Source organism: Curtobacterium phoenicis (assembly GCF_047238015.1).
Classification (GTDB): domain Bacteria; phylum Actinomycetota; class Actinomycetes; order Actinomycetales; family Microbacteriaceae; genus Curtobacterium.
On sequence record NZ_JBDFLZ010000002.1, the window covers coordinates 82,649 to 106,213 of the forward strand.

The window sequence follows — 23,565 nt, forward strand, 5'->3', positions numbered from 1 at the left end:
TCAGGTGGTCACGTCCGACAGGACGGCCGTCACCCGAAGAGGCCGCGCAACCAGTCGATGAGCGCCGCGATGGCCGCCGCGATCGGGCCGGTCCCGCTGTGGCCGGGCTTGCCGGGTCCGTCACCGGGCTTGCCGGGTCCGTCGCCGGGCCCGCCGGGCTGGCCCACGCCGGGCAGGTCGATGCCGACCAGGATCGGGTCGTGGTCGCTGGCGCGGTAGACGTCGTCGCGGTACAGGTCCGTGACGTTGTAGTCGTAGCGCGAGTACTCGAGCCCCACCGACTCGACCGAGTTGATGTTCCAGATGTCCACGCCCGTCACGGTCTTCAGGGCGGCCTTCGACGCGAACACGTGGTCGAGCGACCCACTCAGCCCGCTGAAGACGTACGACCACTCGGTCGGGTCCTCGGTCGGGCCGAGGTCCGTGTAGCCGGCGTCGTCGAGGACCTGCACCGGGTCCTCCTGGCTGTAGGCGTTGAAGTCGCCGAGCATGAACACCTTGTCGGTGCGGGCCGTCTTCTGCATCGCGGTCGAGAACGCCACGAGAGCCTTCGCCTGCGCGACGCGGGAGGCGTTCGACGCACCCTGGCCGTCGCCCTGGTCGGCGTCTGCGCCGCTGCCCGACCCCTTCGACTTGAAGTGGTTCGCGATGACGAGGAAGGTGTCGGCCTGCTTCGGCTTGTCGGCACCCTTCCCCTTGCCGGGCCTGGTCACGACCGGGGCGAAGGCCTGCGCGAGCGGCCGTCGTGCGTTCGCGAAGGCGGCGTCGTCGAGGATCGTCGACCCGCCGACCGGCTGCACGCGGTCCTGCTTGTAGATGAGCGCCAGCCGGATGACGTCCTCGCTGGCCGGGAGCTTCGCCGGCGACTTCGCGTACGCCCAGGTGTCCTTGCCGGTCGCTGCGTTCAGCGCCGACACGAGGGTCGCCACGGCGGCGTCGCGGTCCTGGCCGAAGCGGGCCGAGTTCTCGATCTCCTCGAGGGAGACGACGTCGGCGCCGAGGCCGTTGATCGCCTTGACGATCTTGACCTGCTGGCGGGCGAGGTCGTCGGCGTTCGCCGCACCGCGGGCGTCGCAGCCACCGCGCACCGTCACGGGGTCGCCGTCACGATCGGTGTAGTACGTGCAGCCGGTGAGCTGGTCGCCGGTCGTCGGGAAGTAGTTCAGGACGTTGAAGCCGGCGAGCTTGACGTCCCCGCCCACGTTCTCCGGAGCCGAGGTGCGGACGTTCGAGAACGACACCGGCAGGTCCGCGGCCGGCGTCGCGCCGGTGATCGGCGAGGTGGGCTGGAACTTCCACGAGTCGTTCCGGTAGTCGAGGACGACCGGCTCGTCGAAGGTCGCCGCGGCACCGACCGTGACCGGGCCCTGGGTCAGCCAGGACACCGGGATCGACTGGTTCGCGGCGCTGAGGAAGTTCGTGCTCGCACCGTCGTCGAGGGTGACCTGGCGAGCGGCGTTGTCGGCGGCGACCGCGGCGGCCTCGGCGCTGCCCGGACGGGCGACCTCGGTCGGCTGGAGCAGGCGCTGCTTCCCGCTGGCGAGCACGACCTCGCCGTACTGGTTGGTCGTGTAGTTGTCCGCGACCGTGTAGTCGCCCTGCGGCGCGACGAGCATGCTCTCGAGGGACTCGCGCTGGGCGTCCGTCCGCGGGAAGGTGAGCGAGGCGGGGACGGGCTGCGCGACGCCCGCCTTCGGGAGCTGCTCGAGACCGGCCGCGGTCGGCACCGTGAGCTCGGTCAGACCGTTGAACTCGGAGACCGTGCCGGTGAGCCGCACCGCGTCGCCGATCGCAACCTTGGCTGCGGTCGCAGCGGAGTACACGAAGACCGCGTCGGACGCGGTGTGCGTCGACAGGTCGAGCGCGCCACCGGTGCCCGCGGTCTGGATCGTGTAGCCGGCGAACCCGCCGGTCGCGTAGACCGCGGTGACGACACCGTCGGTGCGGACGGTCTTGCCGACGTACGGCGAGGTGTCCGTCGTGCCCTGGAGCTGCGCGATGGTGACCTGCTCGGCCGGTGTCGCGGGCGTGCCCGGGTCGGAGGGGTCGGTCGGGTCGGTCGGCTGCGTCGTCTCGCCGGCGGCGTTCTCCGGGGTGACCGAGCTGGTGAGCGAGAAGTCCGCCGCGTTCGAGTCCGTGTCGGTCGTGCCCGTGCGGGTCAGCGCGTCGGGCACGGAGTTGGCGGTGCCGGTCGTCGCGACCGCGGTCTCGAAGGTGTTCGACGTGCCGTAGCCGAGCAGGTCGACGACACCCGGCGTGCCGGTCGTCACACCGCCCGCGGGAAGGGTCAGCGCGGTCGCCTGGTCGGCGAGGACGAGCGTGCCCGTCGACCCCGACGGGTTCAGGCCCGTGACGGCGTCGGCCTCGGGCAGCGCCTGGCCGGTCGACCCGTTCGACCCCATCTGCACGAGGTAGGTGCCGTGCGCGGGGACCGAGCCGGCGAGCTTGCCGACCGACGGGGCACCCGTGCTCGTCGCGGCGCGGTACTGGAGCGACCAGCCGTCCACGCTGATCGGCGCGTCGGTCGGGTTGCCGAGCTCGACGAACTTGTTCGTGAACGGCTGGTTCGCGCTGCCGCCCTTGAGGTAGGCCTCCTCGATGACGAGGCCGGTGCCGTCCGGGTTCGCCGACGCCGGTCCGGCGGCGACGAGCGGGGCGGCGAGCAGGGCTGCGGCGGTGACGGCGCACACCAGCGTGCGGCTCGTCACCCCCGCCGAGCGTTCGGTTCGGAGCATGAGGACCTTCGCGTTCGTGGGTTGGCTCCCCCCGGTCGGGGGGCAACGACCCTCGGAACCTACCTGCCTGACCGGTCGCTCAGGTTGCGGTCAGGTAAATGATCGCTTCCCGGTACGGAGTCGGTCTCACGACGAGACCGGCATCCACTCCGACCCGACGCGGTGCACCGCCGGACCGTGGCCGGGGAGCAGGATGCCCGGCATCGGCAGCGCTCGCGCGGACTCGAGGGCGCGTTCCGGGTCGGCCGTGAAGAACGGCGTGATCATGCGGGGACGTGGCGCCCAGGACGCCGGCTGCGTGTCGTGCCGCGACACCACCGCGTCACCCGTGACGATCGCGTCCGCGGCCGGGAGGAGGTACGCGGTCGACCCGGCGGTGTCACCGTCGGCCGGGAACGGGGTGATCGCCCGGCCGTCGAAGTCCGCGGCGGTGAAGGCACGGACCGTCGGGACGGTCGTCGGTCGGAGCGCGTCGGACGCGATCGCCTTCGTGAGCCACCGGAGCACCCGTGGCGCCGCGAGCCGCCCGCCGATCTCCGCGGGGGTGACCTGCTGCCGCTCGGGACCGCGGACGTTGTCGACCTCGTCCGCGTGGGCGAGCACCTCGACGTGCGGGAACCGTTCGAGGATCCCGGGGATGCCGCCGACGTGGTCGACGTGCCCGTGCGTGACGTACACGCGCCGGAGGTCGTCGAGGTCGTGTCCGGCCCAGCGCACGGTGTCGAGCACGAGATCCGTGTCCGCGGGGTAGCCGGCGTCGATCAGGGCGACGCCGTCCTCCTCGGCGAGGACGACCCAGTTCGACACCGGGCCCTCGACGAACACCACGCCGGGTGCGACGGAGACGACGGACCGTGCGGCGCGGGAGCTCATCCCCCGACCGTACCGGCCTCCGCCCCGTCCCCGGTCCGGCGCGCTCGCGTCTGGTCGGCCCGCGCGGCGAGCTCGTCGTCGGCCGGGTAGCCGACCTCGGTCAGCGTGAGCCCGCGGGCGGGCGCGACCTTGAACTCGCTCGTCCGGCGCTGCGCGACGCGCAGCTCCTCGAGGCGCTCCGGCCCGAAGCGGCCCTCGCCGACGGCGATGGTCGCCCCGACCATCGCACGCACCATGGAGTGGCAGAACGCATCGGCCTGGAGGCTCGCCACGAGTGTGCCGTCCGGCTCGCGGTCCCAGCGGAACTCCTGGAGTGTCCGGATCGTGGTCGCGCCCTCCCGCGGCTTGCAGAAGGTCGCGAAGTCGTGGAGCCCGAGCAGCACCAGCGCGCCGCGCTCCATCGCCGCGGGGTCGAGGCGCGTCGGGTGCCAGGTGGTGTGCCCGCGCCGGCGTGGGTCCCGTGGCGCCTCGAGGTCGGCGACCCGGTACTGGTAGCGACGCCAGAGGGGGGAGAACCGGGCGTCGAAGCCCCGTGGCGCGACCGAGGCGCGCGTGACGACGACGTCGCCCTCCGGTGCCGCGATGCCGTTCACGCGCTTGACGAGCCCATCCAGCGGCGAGCGCCCGGTGCTGCCGCGCTTCGACCGCAGCGCTTCCCACTGCTCGGCCGAGAGGTCGAGGTGGGCGACCTGGCCGGTGGCGTGCACCCCGGCGTCGGTCCGGCCGGCCACGGTCAGCAGGGGCGGCTCGCCCCACCGCGTGAACACCGTGGCGAGCGCTGTCTCGAGCGCACCCTGCACGGTGCGCAGGCCCGGCTGACGGGCCCACCCGGAGAACGCGGCGCCGTCGTAGGCGATGTCGAGCCGGAGCCGCACGCCGTCGGGGGTCTCGGTGTCGCTCACGCCCCCACGGTAGCGGTGTCAGCGGCACGTGAGTGGCGTGTGAGCGGGCGGCGGCACGATCGACCCCGACATCGACGAAAGGAACCTGCGATGACCACGACACCCCTCGCGGTGGAGGCATCCGGCCTCGTGAAGACCTTCGGGACGAACCGCGCCGTGGACGGTGTCGACCTCCGCGTGGAGGCCGGCTCGGTCTACGGCGTGCTCGGCCCGAACGGCGCCGGGAAGACCACCACGATCTCGATGCTGGCGACCCTCCTCGCGGCGGACGCCGGTGAGGCCCGCGTGTTCGGACACGACGTCCGGCGCGAGGCCCAGACGGTCCGTTCGCTCATCGGCGTGACCGGCCAGTACGCGAGCGTCGACGAGACCCTCAGCGCGACCGAGAACCTCGTGATCTTCTCGCGGCTGCTCGGGCTCTCCCGCCGCCACGCACGCGCGAAGGCCTCCGAACTGCTCGACCGCTTCGGCCTGACCGAGGCCGCGTCCCGGCCGCTCAAGGCGTTCTCCGGCGGCATGCGTCGTCGGCTGGACCTTGCGGCGAGCCTCATCGCGCAGCCGCCGCTCATCTTCCTCGACGAACCGACCACCGGGCTCGACCCGCGCACCCGGGCGCAGATGTGGGACACGATCCGGGAGCTCGTCGCGACCGGGTCCACCGTCCTGCTGACCACGCAGTACCTCGACGAGGCCGACCAGCTCGCTGACCGCATCGCCGTCATCGACCACGGGCGGGTCGTCGCCGAGGGCACGGGTGACGAGCTGAAGGCGTCGATCGGCACCTCGTCGCTGCAGCTCCGGCTGACCGACGGCCTCCGGCTGGACGCCGCGCGGACGATCGTGCGCACCACGCTCGGCGTCGACGCGGTGGCGAGTCCCGAGGGCTCCCGGCTGACCGCGCCGATGACCGACCCCGACCGGGTGACCGACCTGCTCGTGTCGTTCCGCGAGGCCGGCATCTCCCTCGCCGAGATGAGCGTGCAGAAGCCGACGCTCGACGAGGTCTTCCTGACCATCACCGGCAAGCCGACGGACGCCGACGCGACCGACGGCGCCGACCGCGAGCTCGAAGGGAGCATCGCATGACCACCATCGCCCCGACCCCGACGTCCACGCCCCGGGTCACGCCCCGCGCCGGCGTCGGCAGCACCGGACTCGGCGCGACCGTCCGACAGTCCTTCACGATGGCCTACCGCGGCCTCGTGAAGATCCGCCGGACGCCCGAGCAGCTCTTCGACGTGACGCTCATGCCGATCGTCTTCACCGTGATGTTCACGTACATCTTCGGTGGCGCGATCTCCGGCGACATCGGCAGCTACCTGCCCGTGATCATCCCCGGCATCCTCGTGCAGACGAACATCACGTCGTCGATCGTGACGGGCGTGCAGCTCCGCGAGGACATGGACAAGGGCGTGTTCGACCGGTTCAAGTCGCTGCCGATCGCGCGGATCGCACCGCTGGCAGGGGCCCTGCTCGCCGACACCGTCCGGTACGCGATCGCGACCGCGATCACCTTCACGGTGGGGATCATCATGGGTCTGCGGCCGGAGGGCGGCCCCGCGGCCGTCGTGCTCGCCGGGCTCCTCGTGATCGTCGTCGCGTGGGCGATCAGCTGGATCTTCGCGTACTTCGGTGTCGTCGCCCGGACCGCGTCGAGCGTCTCCGGCATCGCGAACCTCGTGCTGTTCCCGCTGACCTTCCTCTCGAACGCGTTCGTCCCCGTCGACACCCTGCCGAGCTGGCTGCGGTGGTTCACCGAGGTCAACCCGATCTCGCACCTCATCACCGCGGTCCGCGAGCTGGTCAACCACGGCGCGGTGACCGGTGACCTCTGGATCAGTCTCCTCGGAGCGGCGGTGATCGTCGCGGTGTTCGCCCCGCTCACGGTCCGGACCTACATGCGGAAGGCCTGAGGTCCGGACCGGAGGTCCTCGAGCACGCAGCGCGCCGCCGTCTCGGCCTCGGCCCGGTCCCACCGGGCCGAGGCCGACTCGGCGTCCCGGAGCACGTCGGCACCGATCACAGCCGCCAGCAGGGGCCGGAGCCGTTCGTGCGCGAGCACGGCGAAGTCCTGCCGGGTGCCGAAGCGCACGGCGAGCGCCCAGCACCGCGCAGCCGCGTCGAAGGATCCCTCGCGGGCGGCAGCGAGCGCGAGGCCGGCGAGCGTCGTCCCGACCACGGGGAGGTCGGTCCACCACGGTCGGACGCGGAGCAGGGCGAGTGTCACGTTCCGCATCCGTCGCGCGACCGCCCGCTCGGCCGGCCGGAGTCCGTCGAACCCGCCCGCGGTCTCGTCGACCGCGGCGATGCGGGCCGCGCCCGCCATGAGTCGCCAGTTCGGGGCAGGGCCACGCCGGTCCGATGCCGTCTCCCACGCCGCCGTGTACCGTTCGGCAGCCGCTGCCGGGTCGCCCTCCGCCCGCCGACACTCCGCCTCGATCGCCAGCGCGATCAGGGCCACCATCGCGCCGTCGGCCTCGGGGCCACGACCACCGGCCGGCCGGTGCTGCAACTCACGGGCGACCGCCCGGGCCCGGTCGACGTCGCCGGTCGCAGCGGCGCAGAGTCCGACCGACCAGGCGATCTCGGACAGGTCGTCGTCGGCACCCAGGAGCTCGAGACGCCCCCGAGCGCGTTCGGCCGCGTCGAGGGCGTCCCGGTACCGGCCCGTCTGCGCGAGGAGCTGCGTCATCGTGACCGCGGAGGTGCCGGTGGTCCACAGGTCACCGGCACGGTTCGCGAGGTCCTGGGCGGCGACGGCGAAGCGGAGCGCCTCGGCGGGCTCCCCGCCGTTCTCGGCGAGCGGCGCGCTGAGCAGGTTGCCGATGCAGGCGACGCGGTCGTCCGGATCGGCACGGAACCGGGCGAGCAGGGCGGTCGCGGCCTCCGGGCGGCCGAACTCGACGAAGAGCGCGGCGAGGGCGTCGACGACGGGATCGTCGGCGGTCGCGGTCCGGCGCCACCGGCGGAGCGTCGACACGGCCCACGCCGTCGTGCGGCGGTCGTCGAACGCGGACGCGCCACCTGCCACGACGAGCCCGACGTGTGCGGCGGTGCGGTCTGCCGGTGCCGGCTCGCGGGACCGCAGGACGGTCACGACGTCCGGCGCGACCGCGGTGATCTCCTCCTGCGTGCCACGGAGCGTCCAGTAGGCGCCGAGGGCGCCGAACACCGCTGCGGTCGTCCCGGCGTCCTCGTCGCGGAGCGCCCACCGCAGGAGCCCGACGAGGTTGTCGGCCTCGCGGCGGACCTCGTGGAACCGGCCGAGCTGCTCCGGGCCGGCGATGGCGAACAGGTCGTGGGTGGTGCCGAAGTCGTGGGCCCAACCGAGCATCGCACGTCGGACCTCGTCGGTGCGCCCGAGGTCGCGGAGCCGCGCCGTACCGAACTCCCGGACGGTCTCGAGCAGGCGGTAGCGGACGGGCTCGCCCTCGCGTTCGACGAGCTGCACGAGCGACTGCTCGACGAGGTCGGCGAGGTCGTCCAGCGCGTCGGGCTGGTCCGGGGCCGCGACCGCCTCCACCGCGTCGACCGCGAGCCCGTCGGGGAAGAGCGCGAGTCGGGGCAGGAGGTCGCGGGCGCCGTCGTCGAGCAGGTGCCAGCTCCACTCGATGACCGCGAGCAGGGTGCGGTGCCGTTCCGGTGCGCTCCGGTCGCCGCCCCGCAGCAACGCGAAGCGGTCGTCGAGGCGTCGTTCGATCTCGTCGGTGCTCATGCCTCGGATCCGCGCGGCGGCGAGCTCGATCGCGAGGGGTGAGCCGTCGAGACGGGTGCAGATCCGGCGGACGGCGTCCACGGGCAGCACGGCGCCGGGTCGGGCTGCGCGGGCACGCTCGGTGAAGAGGCGCACCGCGGCGCCGTCCGCCTCGACGGGCAGGGGTGCCAGGGGCGCCACGACCTCGCCGGCGATCGCGAGTGGCGCCCGCGACGTGGCGAGCACCCGCAGGTCAGGGGCCGCTGCGAGCAGCTCGGCGGTCAGCGTGGCGACCGGCCCGAGCAGGTGCTCGCAGTTGTCGAGCACGAGCACCGTCGGACCGTCCGACAGCGACCGCACGACCCTCGCCGACAGGTCGGTCACCACGGCGTCGCGCAGCGTCCGGGCCGATCGGACCTCCACGATCCCGAGCACGGCGCCGAGCGCGGGGAGGACGTCTTCGGGGGCCGCGACGGACGCGAGCTCCACCACGACGACGCCGACGTCGTCCGGCAACCCCGCCGCGACCGCCTGTGCGAGGCGGGTCTTCCCGAGCCCACCCGCACCGAGGACCGTGACCAACCGCTCGCGCGACAGGAGGCCCGTGACGGCGGCGAGGTCGGCCTCCCGTCCGACCAACCGGTTCGGCGCAGCCCGCAGGCCGATGCGTCGCGCCCGCCCTACCTGGTCGGCCGACCGGCGCAGGAGGTCCGCGTTCAGTCGGACGAGGTCGCCGGAGGGGTCTGCGCCGAGTTCGTCGGCCAACCGGTCACGGTGCGCGGCGAACACGGCGAGCGCCTCGGCCGGACGGCCGGCAGCGTCGAGGGCACGCATCGTGCCCGCGACCGTGACCTCGTCGAAGGGGTCCGCCTCGGCGGCGGACCGCCACACCGCGACCGCCTCGTCCGCCCGCCCGGTGTCGAGCAGGAGGGCACCGAGCGATCGTCGCAGGGCGCCGCGTGCGGTCGCGGCCCGGGCGGCGAGCGCGTCGCCGAGGTCGCCCTCGACGTCCTCGCCGGGGACACCCCGCCAGAGCGCGAGGGCGTCCTCGACGCCGCCGGCGTCGGTCGACGCCGCCGCGTGCTCCGCCCGGAGGAGATCGACGTCGTCCGTGTCGCACGCGAGGGCGTAGCCCGTGGCGGTGGAGCGCACGAGCCCCTTGGCGGTGGTGCGGCGCAGGCGCGACACCATGGTCTGGAGCGCCGCCCGTGCCGCACGGGGCTGCTCACCGGGCCAGAGGTCGTCGATGAGCGAGCCGCTCGACAGGCTCAGCCCGGGCGCGAGGACCAGCGCGGTGAGGAACGACCGGGCGAGCGCGCCCGTGACCACGGTGGGCGTCCCCGACGTCCCCTCGACCAGTACGGGTCCGAGGACGGCGAGGCGGGGACGCGCGGTCACGTCCCGAGTCTACGGACGCTCGGGCGTCAGGCCTCCCGCGCCGTTCTCCCGGTACCGCGTCCGGAGCTCCCGGTACCGGGCATTTCAGTCGAACGTCGAGGCCGCGGCCGCGTCGCCGTCGAGATCGAGTTCGAGCAGCTCGAGGTACGTGTGCCACCCGGCGAGGTAGTCCACGCTGCCGACCCCCTCGTGCTCGAGCCGGAGCGCCGCACCGCGCTCGGCCGGCTCGACGGTCACCGTGATCGTGGTCTGCTGCTCCTCGACGGCGTGCCAGGTGGTCGTGAAGCTCCGGGGCGGGTCGCACGCCGTGACCTGGCCGACGGTGAACACGCTCCCGTCGTCGTACCGCGCGGTCCAGTGCCCGCCGAGTCGCAGGTCACCCTCGTACGGGGCCATCCAGCGGGAAAGTCGCTCGCGGTCGGTCACCGCGTGCCAGAGGTCTTCCGGGGTGGTCGGGTAGGTCTGGGCGAAGCGGATGAGGTACCCGCCCTCGGAGAGCGGTTCTGCGGTGCCGTCGGTGGTGCGCATGTCAGGGCTCCTCGTCGTGTCGTGTGGGTGTTCCGGTCATGGACGCGGGCCCACCTGCCGCCGATCGGGCCTCGCGCTGCCCCCTGGCGATCTCGGTGCCCAGCGCGTCGAGGCGTTGTCGCCAGAGCGCGCGGTAGCGTTCGACGGCGCCGTCGAGCTCGGCCACCACGCTGGGCTCGAGGCGGTAGACGCGCACGGTCCCACGTGCCTCCGACGACGCGAAACCCGCCTCGCGCAGGATCCGCAGGTGCCGCGAGACCGCCGGCTGCGAGATCCCGAACTCCGACGCGATGACGTCGACCAGCTCACCCGCGGGGCGATCGCCGCTGGCCAGGAGCTCGGTCAGGCGCCGGCGAACCGGGTCACCGAGGACGTCGAATGCGTGCACGGCCACACCATATAACCACAGTGTTATCTTTGTCGAGGACGGCGGTCCCGCCGTTCCTTCCCGAACGGCCCCGTCTCGGTGTCCACGTCCTCCGTCGCCCGCTTCTCGGACTCGATGACACCCCGCAGCGCGACGATCGCACTCGCCGTGACCGTCACCTGCGACGGGTTCGACCGACTGGCGTCGAGCGCCTGCTCGAGCTTCGCGAGGGCGTCGTCTCCCTCCTCGGCCGGGCAGTCACCGCGGACCACGCACGCCACCTGCCGCAGTGCGGCCGCGAAGGGATCGGCGAAGACACGATCCGGCCGGCCGATGTTGTCCGCCACCGGGCCGGACCGGGCGACGAGTTCGGTGAGGTCGGTCGTGTACCAGGCGGCGCGTTCGACCGCGCGGAACCGGGCACCGTCGGACTCCAGTCGCGCCCGGGACCCCCGGAGCGCGCCCCGGGGGTTCATCCGCCGGCTCTCCTGGGCGGTCGCGACCCGGTCCCGCACGTCCGCGATCGCCTTGTCGAGCCGCGCCTGCTGCCGGTCCCACGCGGCCGTGTCGGGCTCGCCGTCGACGAGCGCGTCGGCCAGGTCGTCGAGCTGCCGTGCGAGCACCGCGTTCACCTGGTCGATGCGGCGCTCCGCGTCCCAGAAGTGCAGCGGCGGGAACACGGCGAAGTTCACCGCGAGGCCGATCCCGATGCCGATCGCCATCTGCACGATGTAGGCGAAGGAGTAGCCCTCCGCGTTCCCGCCGCCGACGAGCAGGACGAAGAGCGCGGCCATGGGCACCCACGAGTAGCCCTCGCCGAGGATGCGGAAGCCGCTCACGAGCACACCGAGCCCCACCACGAGCGCGACCGCGATGCCGCCGGGGTCGCCGACGAGCATGGTCACCCAGGCGATGACGATCCCGAGGGTGATCCCCACGAGGGTCTGCACGCCCGACCGGATCCCGGCGAACACGGTCGTGCGCATGGCGACGATCGCGCCGAGGGGCGCGTAGTACGGGTACTCCGCGGCCACGCCCGGTGCGTACTTCGCGAGGACCCACGCGATCGTCGCGGCGAGGGCTGCCTTCGCCGCGAGCAGCAGGCGCGGTTGGGTGCCGGAGTCGCGGCTCCACCGCCAGATGCGGCGTCCGGCGCCCGTGATGCGTTCTGCTCGTGCCATGGCGCCCGAGACGCTACGTGGGTGCGCCTGTGAGCCACGGCGGATCGGTCCGTGTCGCGCGACGACGGCCGGGAGGCCCGTGGCGGGCCGGCACCGTGCCTCCCGTCCGACGGGAGGCCCGTGGCGGGCCGGCACCATGCCTCCCGTCCGACGCCTGGTCGCGGACGCGACCACCTCCCGGCGCCGGACACGAGGAAGCCCCCGCGACGTGCATCGCGGGGGCTTCCTCGTGTGGTGCTGAGGACTACTTGGCGTCGTCGGCCTTCGTGTCGTCCGCCTTGGCGGCAGCGTCGTCCTCGACCTCGGCGGCAGCCTCGGTCTCGGTCTCCTCGGCGACCGGAGCGGACTCTTCGGTGGTCTCGGTCTCGTCGACCGGGGCCTCCTCGGCGGTGGGCTCCTCGGCCGCGGGCTCCTCGACAGGCGCGGCAGCGGCGGGGGCGGCGTCGCGCTTCACCGGGGCGGGCTTGCCCGACACCGGCTCGAGGACGAGCTCGATCGACGCGAGGGGAGCGTTGTCGCCCTTGCGGAAGCCGAGCTTCGTGATGCGGGTGTAGCCGCCCTGACGGTCTTCGACCTGCGGGGCGATCTCGGTGAACAGCGTGTGCACGACGGACTTGTCACGCAGGATGCTGATCACGCGACGACGGGCGTGCAGGTCGCCGCGCTTCGCGAACGTGATGAGCCGCTCGGCGACCGGACGGAGGCGCTTGGCCTTCGTCTCGGTCGTGGTGATGCGACCGTGCGTGAAGAGGGCGTTGGCGAGGTTGCTCAGGAGCAGGCGCTCGTGGGCGGGACCGCCACCGAGGCGGGGGCCCTTGGTGGGCTTCGGCATGTCAGTTCTCCAGTGGTGAATGTGGTGCGCGCTGACTCAGCGCGCGTGCGCTTGCGCGCGAGGTCAGTTGGACTCGTCCTCGTCGTACCCGCTGTAGAAGTGGGCGCCGTCGAATCCGGGGACGGTGTCCTTGAGGGACAGGCCGAGCTCGGTGAGCTTGTCCTTGACCTCGTCCACCGACTTCTGACCGAAGTTGCGGATGTTCATGAGCTGCGTCTCCGAGAGGGCGACGAGCTCGGACACCGTGTTGATGCCCTCCCGCTTGAGGCAGTTGTAGCTGCGGACCGACAGGTCGAGGTCCTCGATCGGGGTCTGCAGCTCGTTCGAGAGCACCGCGTCGACCGGCGCGGGGCCGATCTCGATGCCCTCGGCCGCCGTGTTCAGCTCGCGGGCGAGACCGAACAGCTCGACCAGGGTGCGGCCCGCCGAGGCGATGGCGTCGCGCGGCGAGATCGCCGGCTTCGTCTCGACGTCGACGACCAGGCGGTCGAAGTCCGTGCGCTCACCGGCACGCGTCGCCTCGACGCGGTAGGTGACCTTGAGGACCGGCGAGTAGATCGAGTCGATCGGGATCTGACCGGCCTCGGAGAACTCCGAGCGGTTCTGCGTCGCCGACACGTAGCCACGGCCACGCTCGATCGTGAGCTCGAGCTCGAACCGCGCGGTGTCGTTCAGGGTCGCGATGACGAGGTCCGGGTTGTGGATCTCGACGCCGGCCGGGGCGGAGATGTCCGCCGCGGTGACCTGACCGGCACCCTGCTTGCGCAGGTACGCGGTGATCGGCTCGTCGTGCTCGCTGGAGACGACGAGGCTCTTGATGTTGAGGATGATCTCGGTGACGTCTTCCTTGACACCGGGCACGGTGCTGAACTCGTGGAGGACGCCGTCGATGCGGATGCTGGTGACAGCCGCGCCGGGGATCGAGGAGAGGAGCGTGCGGCGCAGCGAGTTGCCGAGGGTGTAACCGAAGCCCGGCTCGAGCGGCTCGATGACGAAGCGCGAGCGGTGCTCGGAGATCGACTCCTCGGTCAGGGTGGGGCGCTGTGCAATGAGCACTGTGGGATTCCTTTCGGCGGAGTGTCCGCTATATGACACTCGGCGGTACGACGGGGCCGACCGGGCCCCGACGGGTCTGTTGAGTTGTGATCACGCGCACCGCCGGCCCGCGGGGGTCCGGCGTGCGCGATCGAACGACCAGGAATGGCCGGCCCCGCTCGCCCCGGTTGCGGGAACGAGCGGGGAACGGCCGGTTGCTCCTCGCGTCAGACGCGGCGACGCTTCGGCGGGCGGCACCCGTTGTGCGCCTGCGGCGTGACGTCGTTGATCGAACCGACCTCGAGGCCGGCGGCCTGGAGGGAGCGGATCGCGGTCTCGCGGCCCGAACCCGGACCCTTCACGAAGACGTCGACCTTCTTGACGCCGTGCTCCTGCGCCTGACGCGCGGCGGACTCGGCGGCGAGCTGCGCCGCGAACGGCGTCGACTTGCGCGAACCCTTGAAGCCGACGGCACCCGAGGACGCCCAGCTGAGGACGGCACCCGACGGGTCGGTGATGCTGACGATCGTGTTGTTGAACGTGCTCTTGATGTGGGCCTGGCCCACGGCGACGTTCTTCTTCTCCTTGCGACGCGGCTTGCGCGCGGCAGTCTTGGGGGTAGCCATGATGATCTCCTATCGGGCCTTCTTCTTGCCTGCCACGGTGCGCTTCGGTCCCTTGCGGGTACGCGCGTTGGTCTTGGTGCGCTGACCGCGCACCGGGAGACCACGACGGTGGCGGAGACCCTTGTAGCTACCGATCTCGACCTTGCGGCGGATGTCGGCGGCGACCTCGCGGCGGAGGTCACCCTCCACCTTGAAGTTGCCCTCGATGTAGTCGCGGAGGGCGACGAGCTGGTCGTCGGTGAGGTCCTTGACGCGGATGTCGCCCGAGATGCCGGTCTCGGCGAGAGCCTGGACGGACCGGGTACGGCCGACGCCGTAGATGTACGTGAGTGCGATCTCCACGCGCTTCTCGCGCGGGATGTCGACGCCTGCTAGACGTGCCATGTGCTGGCTGCTCCTGTGGTTGGTGGAGGTGTGGCGCAGTACCGGTGCCCGGGCCTCCACCCCGAGGTGTCCCCCGCTGCCGGAGCCGCGGGTTCTGGTACTGCGTGTTCGGTGTTGAGTTGTGGGTCCTGCTGGGAGCTCAGCCCTGGCGCTGCTTGTGGCGCGGGTTGCTCTTGCAGATCACCATGACGCGGCCCTTCCGGCGGATCACTCGGCAGTGCTCGCAGATGGGCTTGACGCTGGGGTTGACCTTCATGGTTGGTTCCTCGTGCTCGCTGGCTTCGTGCTCGGCGGGTTCGCCGAGCCGTTCCTTTCCAGCTCGCGGATCACTTGTAGCGGTAGACGATCCGGCCGCGGGTCAGGTCGTACGGGCTTAGCTCCACGATCACGCGGTCCTCGGGGAGGATGCGGATGTAGTGCTGGCGCATCTTCCCGGAGATGTGCGCGAGGACCTTGTGTCCGTTGGTCAGCTCAACGCGGAACATCGCGTTGGGCAGAGCTTCGAGCACCGAGCCCTCGATCTCGATGACGCCGTCTTTCTTGGCCATAGCCTCACTGTCGCTTGGTTGGATTACCGGTGTGATCCCCGAGCCGGTCTGCGGGTCGGGCGCCACGCCCGGAGGGCATGACACACCAAAGATCGATCCTACTTGTCAGACGCCCGATTGCCAAGTGCTGGCGGCACCGCCCCCTCGACCTGGGGCTTCCCGGTCCGAGCCTGAACGTTCCACAGTGGTTGCCTGGCCCGTTCTGGGCCGTCTCGAGTGCACCGGCCGTACCGTGTCACGGCAGCCCACCGAACGGAGAGAACCGTGCCGAAGACCCGCGGCCCCCTGGCCCGCCACGGACGCCTGCCCCGTCACCGCGCCTGGGCGTCGGCCCTCGGCATCGTCGCGTCCGTCCTCGCCGTCGCCCTCGTCAGCGGCACGAGCGTCGCCGCCATCGCCACCGGCACGCTCGCCGCGAAGCCGAAGACCGTCGCGCTGAGCAAGGACGACCAGCGGGTCGCGGACACCGCCGACATCACGGCGATGCCGGGCGGAGCGAACATCCTGCTCATCGGCAGCGACACCCGCGTCGGGCAGTTCGACTCCGACGAGGACGTCCAGGGCGCCCGGAACGACGTCACGATCCTCGTGCACATCTCGCAGGACCACCAACAGCTGACCGCGGTGAGCTTCCCGCGCGACCTCATGGTGCCGATCCCGGCGTGCAGCAACCCGGCCACCGGGACCACGTACCCCGCGGTCGCGTCCGCGCAGTTCAACACCTCGCTCGGGAACGGCGGGGTTTCCTGCGTCGTCGACACCGTCGAGAACCTCACCGGGCTGCAGATCCCCTACGCCGGACTCATCACGTTCGACGGCGTGATCTCGATGTCGAACGCGCTGGGCGGCGTCGACGTGTGCGTGGCGCAGCCGATCAACGACACCTACACCGGACTCCACCTGACGGCCGGCGAGCACACGCTCGAGGGCTCCGACGCGCTCGCGTTCCTCCGTACCCGCCACGGCGTCGGCGACGGGAGCGACCTCGCACGGATCAGCTCGCAGCAGGTGTTCCTGTCCGCGCTGCTCCGGAAGATCACCTCGGGCGACACGCTCTCCGACCCGGTCACGCTCTACCGGCTCGCGACGGCCGCCCTGCAGAACATGACGCTCTCCGACGGCCTCGCGAAGGCGCGGAGTCTCGTCGGCCTCGCCACCACGCTCCGCGGCATGAGCACCTCGAACATGCTCTTCGTGCAGTACCCCGTCGTCGACGACCCGGCCGACAACGCCCGCGTGATCGTGTCGCAGGAGGCGGCGCACGCGCTCAACGTCGCACTGCAGACCGACCAGAAGACGTCGCTGTCGGACTCCACGACGGGCCGGGCGTCGGAGGAGTCGAAGAGTGGGACGAGCTCGTCCTCGGCGACCTCCGGGACGTCCTCCACGACCGGATCGTCCTCGGCGTCCGGGACCTCCTCGACCGGATCCACCTCGGGGTCGTCGGCATCGTCATCCGCCACCGCGAAGGCGACGGCGAGTGCGACGCCGCTGCCCTCCTCGATCACGGGACAGAGTGCGAACGAGCAGACCTGCTCGGTCGGGAACTGAGCCGACGGGGCCGGCGCGCCGCGCGCAGACCTGCTCGGTCGGCGACCGAGCCGACGGGGCGGGGGCGCGCCGCGCCTCCAGGCCGGTCGGGTGACGACGCTCCAACCGGCCCGCCCTGCCTGCGGACGCGCGGTCCCCACCGACGGGCAGCGTCGCCCGAGCGGCAGCGCGGTGTCACGGGCGACGGTGCCACCTGACGCGAAGCGCCGCCGGGAGGCCCGCCCTACGGGATCGGGACCGGCGTCACACCCAGCGGGGCCAGGCCCGCAGCGCCGCCGTCGGCGGCGGTGGTGACCCAGATGCCGTCCGCGTGCACCGCGACGGTGTGTTCCCAGTGCGCCGCGTCGGAGCCGTCCAGCGTCCGGACCGTCCAGTCGTCGTCGTCGGTCGAGCTGTCGATCGTCCCGGCTGTCACCATCGGTTCGATGGCGACGACCAGACCGGGCTTCACGGTCGGACCCGCGCCGCGCACGCGGTAGTTGAAGACCGGCGGTTCCTCGTGCATGGACCGACCGATCCCGTGGCCGGTGTAGTCCTCGACGATGCCCCAGGCACCGGTGTCCTCGATGGCGTCCTCGACCGCGGCGCCGACCTCGTTCAGGTGCTTCGCTGCGGCGAGGGCGGCGATGCCGTGCCACAGCGACCGCTCGGTCGTGTCGCAGAGCTTCCGCCGTGCCCCGGCGACCGAGGCGTCCCCGCCGGGGACGACGATCGTGAAGGCGCTGTCCCCGTTCCACCCGTCGACCTCGGCGCCGGCGTCCACCGACACGATGTCGCCGGCCTGCACCACGCGGTCGCCCGGGATGCCGTGGACGATCTCGTCGTTCACCGACACGCACAGGGTGTGCCGGTACCCCGGGACGAGCTGGAAGTTCGGCACACCACCGCCGTCACGGATGGTCCGCTCGGCGATGGCGTCGAGTTCGCCCGTCGTGGTGCCGGGTCGGATCGCGGCGCGCACCGCGTCGAGTGCCTGGGCCGTGAGGAGCCCCGGACGCACCATGGCGCGGAGTTCTTCCGGCGTCTTGTAGATCGACGGCTTGCGGAAGCGGACCACGTCGGGTCAGACGCCCGCGGTGAGCCCACGCGATGCGAGCGCCGACTGGATGCGGTCGCCGACCTCGTCGATGCCGCCCAGACCGTCGACGTCGAGCACGAGCCCACGCTCGGCGTACGCGCCGATGATCGGGGCGGTCTGCTCGACGTAGACCTCCTGCCGACGACGGATCGTCTCCTCGTTGTCGTCGCTGCGACCCTGGTCCTCGGCACGCTTGAGGAGCCGACCGACGAGTTCGTCCTGGTCCGCGACGAGCTGCACGACGGCGTCGAGCTGGGTGCCCTGCTCGGTCAGCAGTGCGTCGAGGTACGCGACCTGGTTCAGGGTGCGGGGGTAGCCGTCGAGCAGGAACCCGTGCTCAGCGTCCGACTCGGCCAGCCGCGACTTCACGAGCTCGTTGGTGAGTTCGTCCGGCACGTACTCGCCGGCGTCCATCAGCTTCTTCGCCTCGATGCCGAGCGGGGTCCCCTCGGCGACGTTCTTGCGGAAGATGTCGCCCGTCGAGATCGCCGGGACGCCGAACGCGTCGGCGATGCGGCCGGCCTGCGTGCCCTTCCCGGCTCCGGGAGGTCCGACGATGATGAGACGTGCGCTCAACGGAGAAGCCCTTCGTAGTGACGTTGCTGGAGCTGGGAGTCGATCTGCTTCACCGTCTCGAGGCCGACACCCACGATGATGAGGATGCTGGCGCCGCCGAACGGGAAGTTCTGGTTCGCACCGAAGAACGCCAGGGCGCCCAGCGGGATGAGTGCGATCAGACCGAGGTAGAGCGAACCGGGCAACGTCACCCGGGTCAGGACGTAGTCGAGGTACTCGGCGGTGGGGCGTCCAGCGCGGATGCCCGGGATGAAGCCGCCGTACTTCTTCATGTTGTCAGCGACCTCTTCGGGGTTGAAGGTGATCGCGACGTAGAAGTAGGTGAACCCGACGATGAGCAGGAAGTACAGGACCATGTAGAACCAGTTGTCGCCCGAGGTCAGGTTCGTCTGGATCCAGGTCACCCACGCGGCCGGTGCGGAACCGTCCGAGGGCTGGTTGAACTGCGCCACCAGGGCCGGCAGGTAGAGCAGCGAGGAGGCGAAGATGACGGGCACGACGCCGGCCATGTTCACCTTGATCGGGATGTACGTGTTGTTGCCGCCGAACGTGCGACGCCCGACCATGCGCTTGGCGTACTGCACGGGGATCCGGCGCTGCGACTGCTCGACGAACACGACGGCCATCATGATGACGAGCCCGACGAGGATGACGAGGAGGAAGACCTCGAAGCCGTTCGACTGCTCGATCGCCCAGAGGGCCGACGGGAACTGCGCCGCGATCGACGTGAAGATCAGGAGCGACATGCCGTTGCCGATGCCGCGCTCGGTGACGAGCTCGCCCATCCACATGATCAGGCCGGTGCCGGCGGTCAGCGTGATCACCATCAGCATGATCGCGTACCAGCTGTCGTTCGAGATGATCGACGAGCAGGAGGCCGACGCGTTCGTGCCGAAGAGCGCGCCGGAACGCGCGACCGTGATCAGGGTGGTCGACTGCAGGACGCCCAGCGCGATGGTGAGGTAGCGCGTGTACTGCGTCAGCTTGGCCTGACCGGACTGGCCCTCCTTGTAGAGGGCGTCGAAGTGCGGGATGACCACGCGCAGGAGCTGCACGATGATCGACGACGTGATGTACGGCATGATGCCGAGCGCGAAGACGGAGAGCTTCAGCAGCGCGCCGCCGGAGAAGAGGTTGATCAGGTCGTAGAGGCCCTGCTGCGAGGACGCGCTGGCGAGGCAGCTCTGCACGGACGCGTAGTCGACGAACGGGGCGGGGATGTACGACCCCAGGCGGAAGAGCGCGATGATCGCGAGGGTGAAGCCGATCTTCTTGCGAAGGTCTGGGGTGCGCATGATGCGCGCGACCGCTCTGAACACGAGGACTCCGAACTTCTGGGACCGGGGCCGTCGAACGCGACCGTTCCGGTGTCGGCCGGCAGGGCCGACCAGGCCGACGGACGTCGGCCACTGTCAAGGAAACCGTAACGGCGGCCCGTGCGCAAACGCACGGGCCGCCGACGGGGGTTACTGGGAGACGGTGCCGCCAGCAGCCGCGATCTTCTCGGCGGCGGACGCCGAGACCTTGTCGACCGAGACCGTGAGCTTCACGTTGATGTCGCCCTGACCGAGAACCTTGACCTTCTCGTTCTTGCGGACGGCGCCCTTCGCGACCAGGTCCGCCACGGTGACGTCGCCACCGTTCGGGTAGAGCTCCGCGATCTTGTCCAGGTTCACGACCTGGTACTCGACACGGAACGGGTTCTTGAACCCGCGGAGCTTCGGGGTGCGCATGTGCAGCGGCATCTGCCCACCCTCGAAGCCGACCTTGACCTGGTACCGAGCCTTCTGACCCTTGGTACCGCGGCCGGCGGTCTTGCCCTTCGAGCCCTCACCGCGACCCACACGGGTGCGGTCCTTCTTCGCACCGGTGGCCGGGCGGAGGTGGTGCAGCTTCAGGACCTGCACGCGCTCGTTCTTCTCGTCGCTCATGCGTCGACCTCCTCGACCTTCACGAGGTGCGCGACCGTCGCGATGTACCCGCGGTTCTGGGCGTTGTCCTCACGCAGGACCGTACGGCCGATGCGCTTGAGGCCCAGGCTGCGCAGGGTGTCGCGCTGGTACTGCTTCTCGCTGATAACGGACTTCGTCTGCGTGATCTTCAGCATGGCCATCACGCACCTGCCTTCTCGGACACGGCACGCGCGGCGGCGGCCTCGGCACGCAGCAGACGGGCCGGAACGACCGCGTCGACGTCGAGGCCACGACGGACTGCGACCGCGCGGGGCTCCTCGAGCTGCTGCAGCGCCTCGACGGTCGCGTGCACGATGTTGATGGTGTTCGACGAGCCGAGCGACTTGCTCAGGACGTCGTGGATACCGGCGCACTCGAGCACGGCGCGGACCGGACCACCGGCGATGACACCGGTACCGGCAGCGGCCGGACGCAGGAGCACGACACCGGCAGCGGCCTCACCCTGCACCGGGTGCGGGATGGTGTTGCCGACGCGCGGGACGCGGAAGAAGTTCTTCTTCGCTTCCTCGACACCCTTGGAGATCGCCGTCGGGACCTCCTTGGCCTTGCCGTAGCCGACGCCCACGAGGCCGTTGCCGTCGCCCACGACGACGAGCGCCGTGAAGCTGAAGCGACGACCACCCTTGACGACCTTCGAGACGCGGTTGATGGTCACCACGCGCTCGAGGAACTGGCTGTCGCCACCGCGGTTGTTGCGGTCGCGGCCCTGCTGGCGGTCACGCCCGCCACCACGACGGCCGCGCTGGTCGGCGGAGTCGCGGTTGTTCGACGCGGAGCCAGCGGCGGTCTCGACCGGACGCTCGGCCGTGGCCGCAGCCTCGGTCGTCTCCTTGGCGGTGTTGCTGGTGGTGTTCGCGGTGTCGCTCACAGGTTCAGCCCTCCTTCACGGGCGCCATCGGCGATCGCGGCGACGCGACCGGCGTACTTGCTGCCACCACGGTCGAAGACCACGGCCTCGACGCCGGCAGCCTTCGCGCGCTCGGCGAGGAGCTCACCGACGCGACGGGCCTTGGCGGTCTTGTCGCCGTCGAACGAGCGGAGGTCGGCCTCCATCGTCGATGCGCTGGCGAGGGTGTGACCCTTCGCGTCGTCGATGACCTGCACGAACACGTGACGCGACGAACGCGTGACGGCCAGACGCGGACGCGCCTCGGTGCCGGTGATCTTCTTGCGGAGTCGGTTGTGACGGCGCGCCTTGGCGGCCGACTTGCTCTTTCCTCGGATACCGAGAGCCATGATCACTTACCTGACTTTCCGGCCTTGCGGCGCACGATCTCGCCGGCGTAGCGGACACCCTTGCCCTTGTAGGGCTCGGGCTTGCGCAGCTTGCGGATGTTGGCGGCCACCTCGCCGACGGCCTGCTTGTCGATGCCGGTCACGGTGAGCTTGTTGTTGCCCTCGACGGCGAACGAGATGCCCGCAGGCGGCTCGACCGTGATCGGGTGGGAGTAGCCCAGCGCGAACTCGACGCTGGTGCCCTTCGCCTGCACGCGGTAACCGGTGCCGACGACCTCGAGGCCCTTGGAGTAGCCCTCGGTGACACCGACGATGTTGTTCGCGATCAGGGTGCGGGTCAGGCCGTGGAGCGAACGCGAGGAGCGCTCGTCGTCCGGACGGGTGACGAGGACCTGGTTCTCCTCGACCTTGGCCTGGATGGGCTCAGCGACGACGAGCGCAAGCTCGCCCTTCGGGCCCTTGACCGCCACGTTCTGGCCGTCGATGGAGACGGTGACGCCGGCGGGGATGTCGATGGGAAGACGTCCGATTCGAGACATTGTCGATCACCACACGTAGGCGAGGACTTCCCCACCCACGCCCTTCTGCTCGGCTTCGCGGTCGGTCAGGAGGCCGGACGACGTCGAGAGGATCGCCACGCCGAGGCCACCGAGGACCTGGGGGATCTCCGTCGACTTCGCGTAGACCCGGAGGCCCGGCTTCGAGACGCGCTTGATGCCGGCGATCGAGCGCTCGCGCTCGGGGCCGTACTTCAGGTCGATCGTGAGGGTCTGCCCGACGCGGGCGTCCTCGACCTTCCACTCGTTGATGTAACCCTCGCGCTTGAGGATCTCAGCGATGTTCTTCTTCAGCTTGGAGCTGGGAAGCGAGACGGCGTCGTGGTGCGCCGAGTTCGCGTTCCGCAATCTGGTCAGCATGTCTGCGACCGGATCGGTCATCGTCATGATGCGTATCCATTCTCGCCTGGTTTCGACACCCGTTCCACGAATGCCGACCTGAGCGATCGGGGTCCCCGGGCGGCTCCCGGAGACCTGTGTGTTCGTGCGTGCGGGCCGGAGGACGTGAATCCCCCGGCCCGCACCGCCCGAAGTATCTTAGACCGTCTGCTCGGCAGAACGGAACGGGAACCCGAGCTGCTTGAGCAGCGCGCGGCCCTCGTCGTCCGACTTCGCGGTGGTCACGACGGTGATGTCGAAGCCACGCACGCGGTCGATGCGGTCCTGGTCGATCTCGTGGAACACGGACTGCTCCGTGAGACCGAACGTGTAGTTGCCGTTCCCGTCGAACTGCTTGTCGCTGAGTCCGCGGAAGTCGCGGATGCGGGGCAGGGCGAGGGAGATCAGGCGGTCGAGGAACTCCCAGGCGCGGTCACCGCGGAGGGTGACGTGCGCACCGATCGCCTGGCCCTCGCGCAGCTTGAACTGCGCGATGGACTTGCGAGCGATGTTGACCTGGGGCTTCTGACCCGTGATCGCCGTGAGGTCCTTGATGGCCCCCTCGATGATCTTCGAGTCACGAGCGGCCTCGCCGACGCCGGTGTTCACGACGACCTTGACCAGGCCGGGGACCTGGTTGACGTTCGCGTACCCGAACTGCTCAGTGAGGGCAGCCTTGATCTCGTTCTTGTACTTCTGCTTGAGGCGCGGCTCGACCTTGGTCGCCGGCGCGGCAGTCGTGTCGGTCATCAGAAGCTTCTCACCCGACTTCTTGGCGTAGCGGACACGGACGGTCTTCTTGACGCCGTCCTTCTCCACCTCTTCGGTACGGAAACCGACGCGGGTCGGCTTCTTGGTCTTCGGGTCGACGATCGCGACGTTCGAGACGTGGATCGGAGCCTCGTGCTGCTCGATGCCACCGGTCTTCGAACCACGCTGGGTCTGGCCGACGCGGACGTGCTTCGTGACGAAGTTCACGCCCTCGACGACGACGCGCTCGGAGTCGACGAGCACCTCGATGACCTTGCCCTGCTTGCCGCGGTCGCCGCCACGCTCCTGCGCGGCGCCCGTGATGACCTCGACGAGGTCACCCTTCTTGATGTTCGCCATGGC

At 70.8% G+C, this 23,565-nt stretch carries 26 protein-coding genes and 1 pseudogene; 3 read left to right on the forward strand and 24 right to left on the reverse strand.

All coding sequences use genetic code 11. From position 1 onward, the window contains the following. Positions 1–29: 29 nt before the first annotated feature. From ABC270_RS00415 to ABC270_RS00425, 3 genes are all read right to left on the reverse strand, one after another. Complete coding sequence (locus ABC270_RS00415) at positions 30–2,735, reverse strand: ExeM/NucH family extracellular endonuclease (protein ID WP_412878978.1); 2,706 nt, start codon at positions 2,733–2,735, stop codon at positions 30–32. A 126-nt stretch (positions 2,736–2,861) separates the two neighbouring features. Beyond that, a complete protein-coding gene (locus ABC270_RS00420; RefSeq protein ID WP_412878979.1) occupies positions 2,862–3,608 on the reverse strand; it encodes an MBL fold metallo-hydrolase in 747 nt (248 codons plus the stop codon). Then, complete coding sequence (locus tag ABC270_RS00425) at positions 3,605–4,510, reverse strand: tRNA pseudouridine synthase A (RefSeq protein WP_412878980.1); 906 nt, start codon at positions 4,508–4,510, stop codon at positions 3,605–3,607. Before ABC270_RS00425 ends, ABC270_RS00420 begins: the two co-directional genes overlap by 4 nt. A 90-nt stretch (positions 4,511–4,600) precedes the next feature. Here ABC270_RS00425 and ABC270_RS00430 point away from each other — a divergent pair, with 90 nt between their 5' ends. Then, a complete protein-coding gene (locus ABC270_RS00430) occupies positions 4,601–5,596 on the forward strand; it encodes an ATP-binding cassette domain-containing protein (RefSeq protein WP_412878981.1) in 996 nt (331 codons plus the stop codon). Beyond that, positions 5,593–6,423, forward strand: coding sequence for an ABC transporter permease (locus tag ABC270_RS00435; RefSeq protein ID WP_412878982.1), 831 nt, complete (start codon positions 5,593–5,595; stop codon positions 6,421–6,423). The genes ABC270_RS00430 and ABC270_RS00435 overlap by 4 nt, the downstream gene beginning before the upstream one ends. Here ABC270_RS00435 and ABC270_RS00440 read toward each other — a convergent pair. From ABC270_RS00440 to infA, 10 genes are all read right to left on the reverse strand, one after another. Then, positions 6,405–9,602 carry an ATP-binding protein gene (locus tag ABC270_RS00440; protein WP_412878983.1) on the reverse strand — a complete coding sequence of 1,066 codons (3,198 nt, stop codon included), beginning with the start codon at positions 9,600–9,602 and terminating at the stop codon, positions 6,405–6,407. The two genes, ABC270_RS00435 and ABC270_RS00440, sit on opposite strands and share 19 nt — an antisense overlap. An 84-nt stretch (positions 9,603–9,686) precedes the next feature. Then, a complete protein-coding gene (locus tag ABC270_RS00445; protein ID WP_412878984.1) occupies positions 9,687–10,130 on the reverse strand; it encodes an SRPBCC domain-containing protein in 444 nt (147 codons plus the stop codon). 1 nt (position 10,131) lies between these two features. Further along, complete coding sequence (locus tag ABC270_RS00450) at positions 10,132–10,518, reverse strand: ArsR/SmtB family transcription factor (protein WP_412878985.1); 387 nt, start codon at positions 10,516–10,518, stop codon at positions 10,132–10,134. Between the two features lie 23 nt (positions 10,519–10,541). Continuing rightward, the gene (locus tag ABC270_RS00455) at positions 10,542–11,678 is read right to left on the reverse strand and encodes an FUSC family protein (RefSeq protein ID WP_412878986.1); all 1,137 of its coding nucleotides are present in this window, start codon (positions 11,676–11,678) and stop codon (positions 10,542–10,544) included. 244 nt (positions 11,679–11,922) lie between these two features. After that, positions 11,923–12,510, reverse strand: a complete 588-nt coding sequence (gene rplQ, locus ABC270_RS00460; RefSeq protein ID WP_412878987.1) for a 50S ribosomal protein L17 — start codon at positions 12,508–12,510, stop codon at positions 11,923–11,925. Positions 12,511–12,573: 63 nt separating this feature from the next. Beyond that, positions 12,574–13,566: a DNA-directed RNA polymerase subunit alpha gene (locus tag ABC270_RS00465; protein ID WP_412878988.1), complete on the reverse strand. Its 993-nt coding sequence runs from the start codon at positions 13,564–13,566 to the stop codon at positions 12,574–12,576. A gap of 206 nt (positions 13,567–13,772) precedes the next feature. Further along, positions 13,773–14,171: a 30S ribosomal protein S11 gene (gene rpsK / locus ABC270_RS00470; RefSeq protein ID WP_017885507.1), complete on the reverse strand. Its 399-nt coding sequence runs from the start codon at positions 14,169–14,171 to the stop codon at positions 13,773–13,775. Between the two features lie 9 nt (positions 14,172–14,180). After that, the gene (gene rpsM, locus ABC270_RS00475) at positions 14,181–14,555 is read right to left on the reverse strand and encodes a 30S ribosomal protein S13 (RefSeq protein WP_412878989.1); all 375 of its coding nucleotides are present in this window, start codon (positions 14,553–14,555) and stop codon (positions 14,181–14,183) included. A gap of 139 nt (positions 14,556–14,694) precedes the next feature. Continuing rightward, complete coding sequence (gene rpmJ / locus ABC270_RS00480) at positions 14,695–14,811, reverse strand: 50S ribosomal protein L36 (protein WP_022903266.1); 117 nt, start codon at positions 14,809–14,811, stop codon at positions 14,695–14,697. A 70-nt stretch (positions 14,812–14,881) separates the two neighbouring features. Next, positions 14,882–15,103 (reverse strand): translation initiation factor IF-1, encoded by a 222-nt coding sequence (gene infA, locus ABC270_RS00485; RefSeq protein WP_017885509.1) that lies wholly within the window; start codon positions 15,101–15,103, stop codon positions 14,882–14,884. A 264-nt stretch (positions 15,104–15,367) separates the two neighbouring features. Between infA and ABC270_RS00490 the strand changes: the two genes are divergently transcribed. After that, positions 15,368–16,654 carry an LCP family protein gene (locus tag ABC270_RS00490; protein WP_412878990.1) on the forward strand — a complete coding sequence of 429 codons (1,287 nt, stop codon included), beginning with the start codon at positions 15,368–15,370 and terminating at the stop codon, positions 16,652–16,654. 223 nt (positions 16,655–16,877) lie between these two features. Here the strand turns inward: ABC270_RS00490 and map are convergent, their stop codons facing one another. The 11 genes and pseudogenes from map to rplX form a co-directional block, all read right to left on the reverse strand. Continuing rightward, positions 16,878–17,711: a type I methionyl aminopeptidase gene (gene map, locus ABC270_RS00495; protein ID WP_412878991.1), complete on the reverse strand. Its 834-nt coding sequence runs from the start codon at positions 17,709–17,711 to the stop codon at positions 16,878–16,880. Positions 17,712–17,717: 6 nt separating this feature from the next. Further along, on the reverse strand, positions 17,718–18,308 hold the full coding sequence (locus ABC270_RS00500; protein WP_412878992.1) for an adenylate kinase: 591 nt from the start codon (positions 18,306–18,308) through the stop codon (positions 17,718–17,720). Then, positions 18,305–19,627, reverse strand: a complete 1,323-nt coding sequence (gene secY, locus ABC270_RS00505) for a preprotein translocase subunit SecY (RefSeq protein ID WP_412878993.1) — start codon at positions 19,625–19,627, stop codon at positions 18,305–18,307. Before secY ends, ABC270_RS00500 begins: the two co-directional genes overlap by 4 nt. 147 nt (positions 19,628–19,774) lie before the next feature. Then, a complete protein-coding gene (gene rplO, locus ABC270_RS00510; protein ID WP_031273239.1) occupies positions 19,775–20,239 on the reverse strand; it encodes a 50S ribosomal protein L15 in 465 nt (154 codons plus the stop codon). Beyond that, positions 20,236–20,421, reverse strand: coding sequence for a 50S ribosomal protein L30 (gene rpmD / locus ABC270_RS00515; RefSeq protein ID WP_031273241.1), 186 nt, complete (start codon positions 20,419–20,421; stop codon positions 20,236–20,238). Before rpmD ends, rplO begins: the two co-directional genes overlap by 4 nt. Then, complete coding sequence (rpsE, locus tag ABC270_RS00520) at positions 20,421–21,149, reverse strand: 30S ribosomal protein S5 (protein WP_412878994.1); 729 nt, start codon at positions 21,147–21,149, stop codon at positions 20,421–20,423. The genes rpmD and rpsE overlap by 1 nt, the downstream gene beginning before the upstream one ends. After that, positions 21,146–21,517, reverse strand: a complete 372-nt coding sequence (gene rplR / locus ABC270_RS00525; protein WP_058725386.1) for a 50S ribosomal protein L18 — start codon at positions 21,515–21,517, stop codon at positions 21,146–21,148. Before rplR ends, rpsE begins: the two co-directional genes overlap by 4 nt. Before the next feature lie 2 nt (positions 21,518–21,519). Then, the gene (gene rplF / locus ABC270_RS00530) at positions 21,520–22,056 is read right to left on the reverse strand and encodes a 50S ribosomal protein L6 (RefSeq protein WP_412878995.1); all 537 of its coding nucleotides are present in this window, start codon (positions 22,054–22,056) and stop codon (positions 21,520–21,522) included. A 6-nt stretch (positions 22,057–22,062) separates the two neighbouring features. Then, positions 22,063–22,461, reverse strand: coding sequence for a 30S ribosomal protein S8 (gene rpsH / locus ABC270_RS00535; protein WP_412878996.1), 399 nt, complete (start codon positions 22,459–22,461; stop codon positions 22,063–22,065). 150 nt (positions 22,462–22,611) lie between these two features. Further along, entirely contained in the window at positions 22,612–23,202 is a 591-nt protein-coding gene (rplE, locus tag ABC270_RS00540; protein WP_058725383.1) for a 50S ribosomal protein L5, read from the reverse strand. Positions 23,203–23,220: 18 nt separating this feature from the next. Then, positions 23,221–23,562: pseudogene (gene rplX, locus ABC270_RS00545) on the reverse strand (50S ribosomal protein L24); the annotation flags it as partial. Positions 23,563–23,565 lie beyond the last annotated feature (3 nt).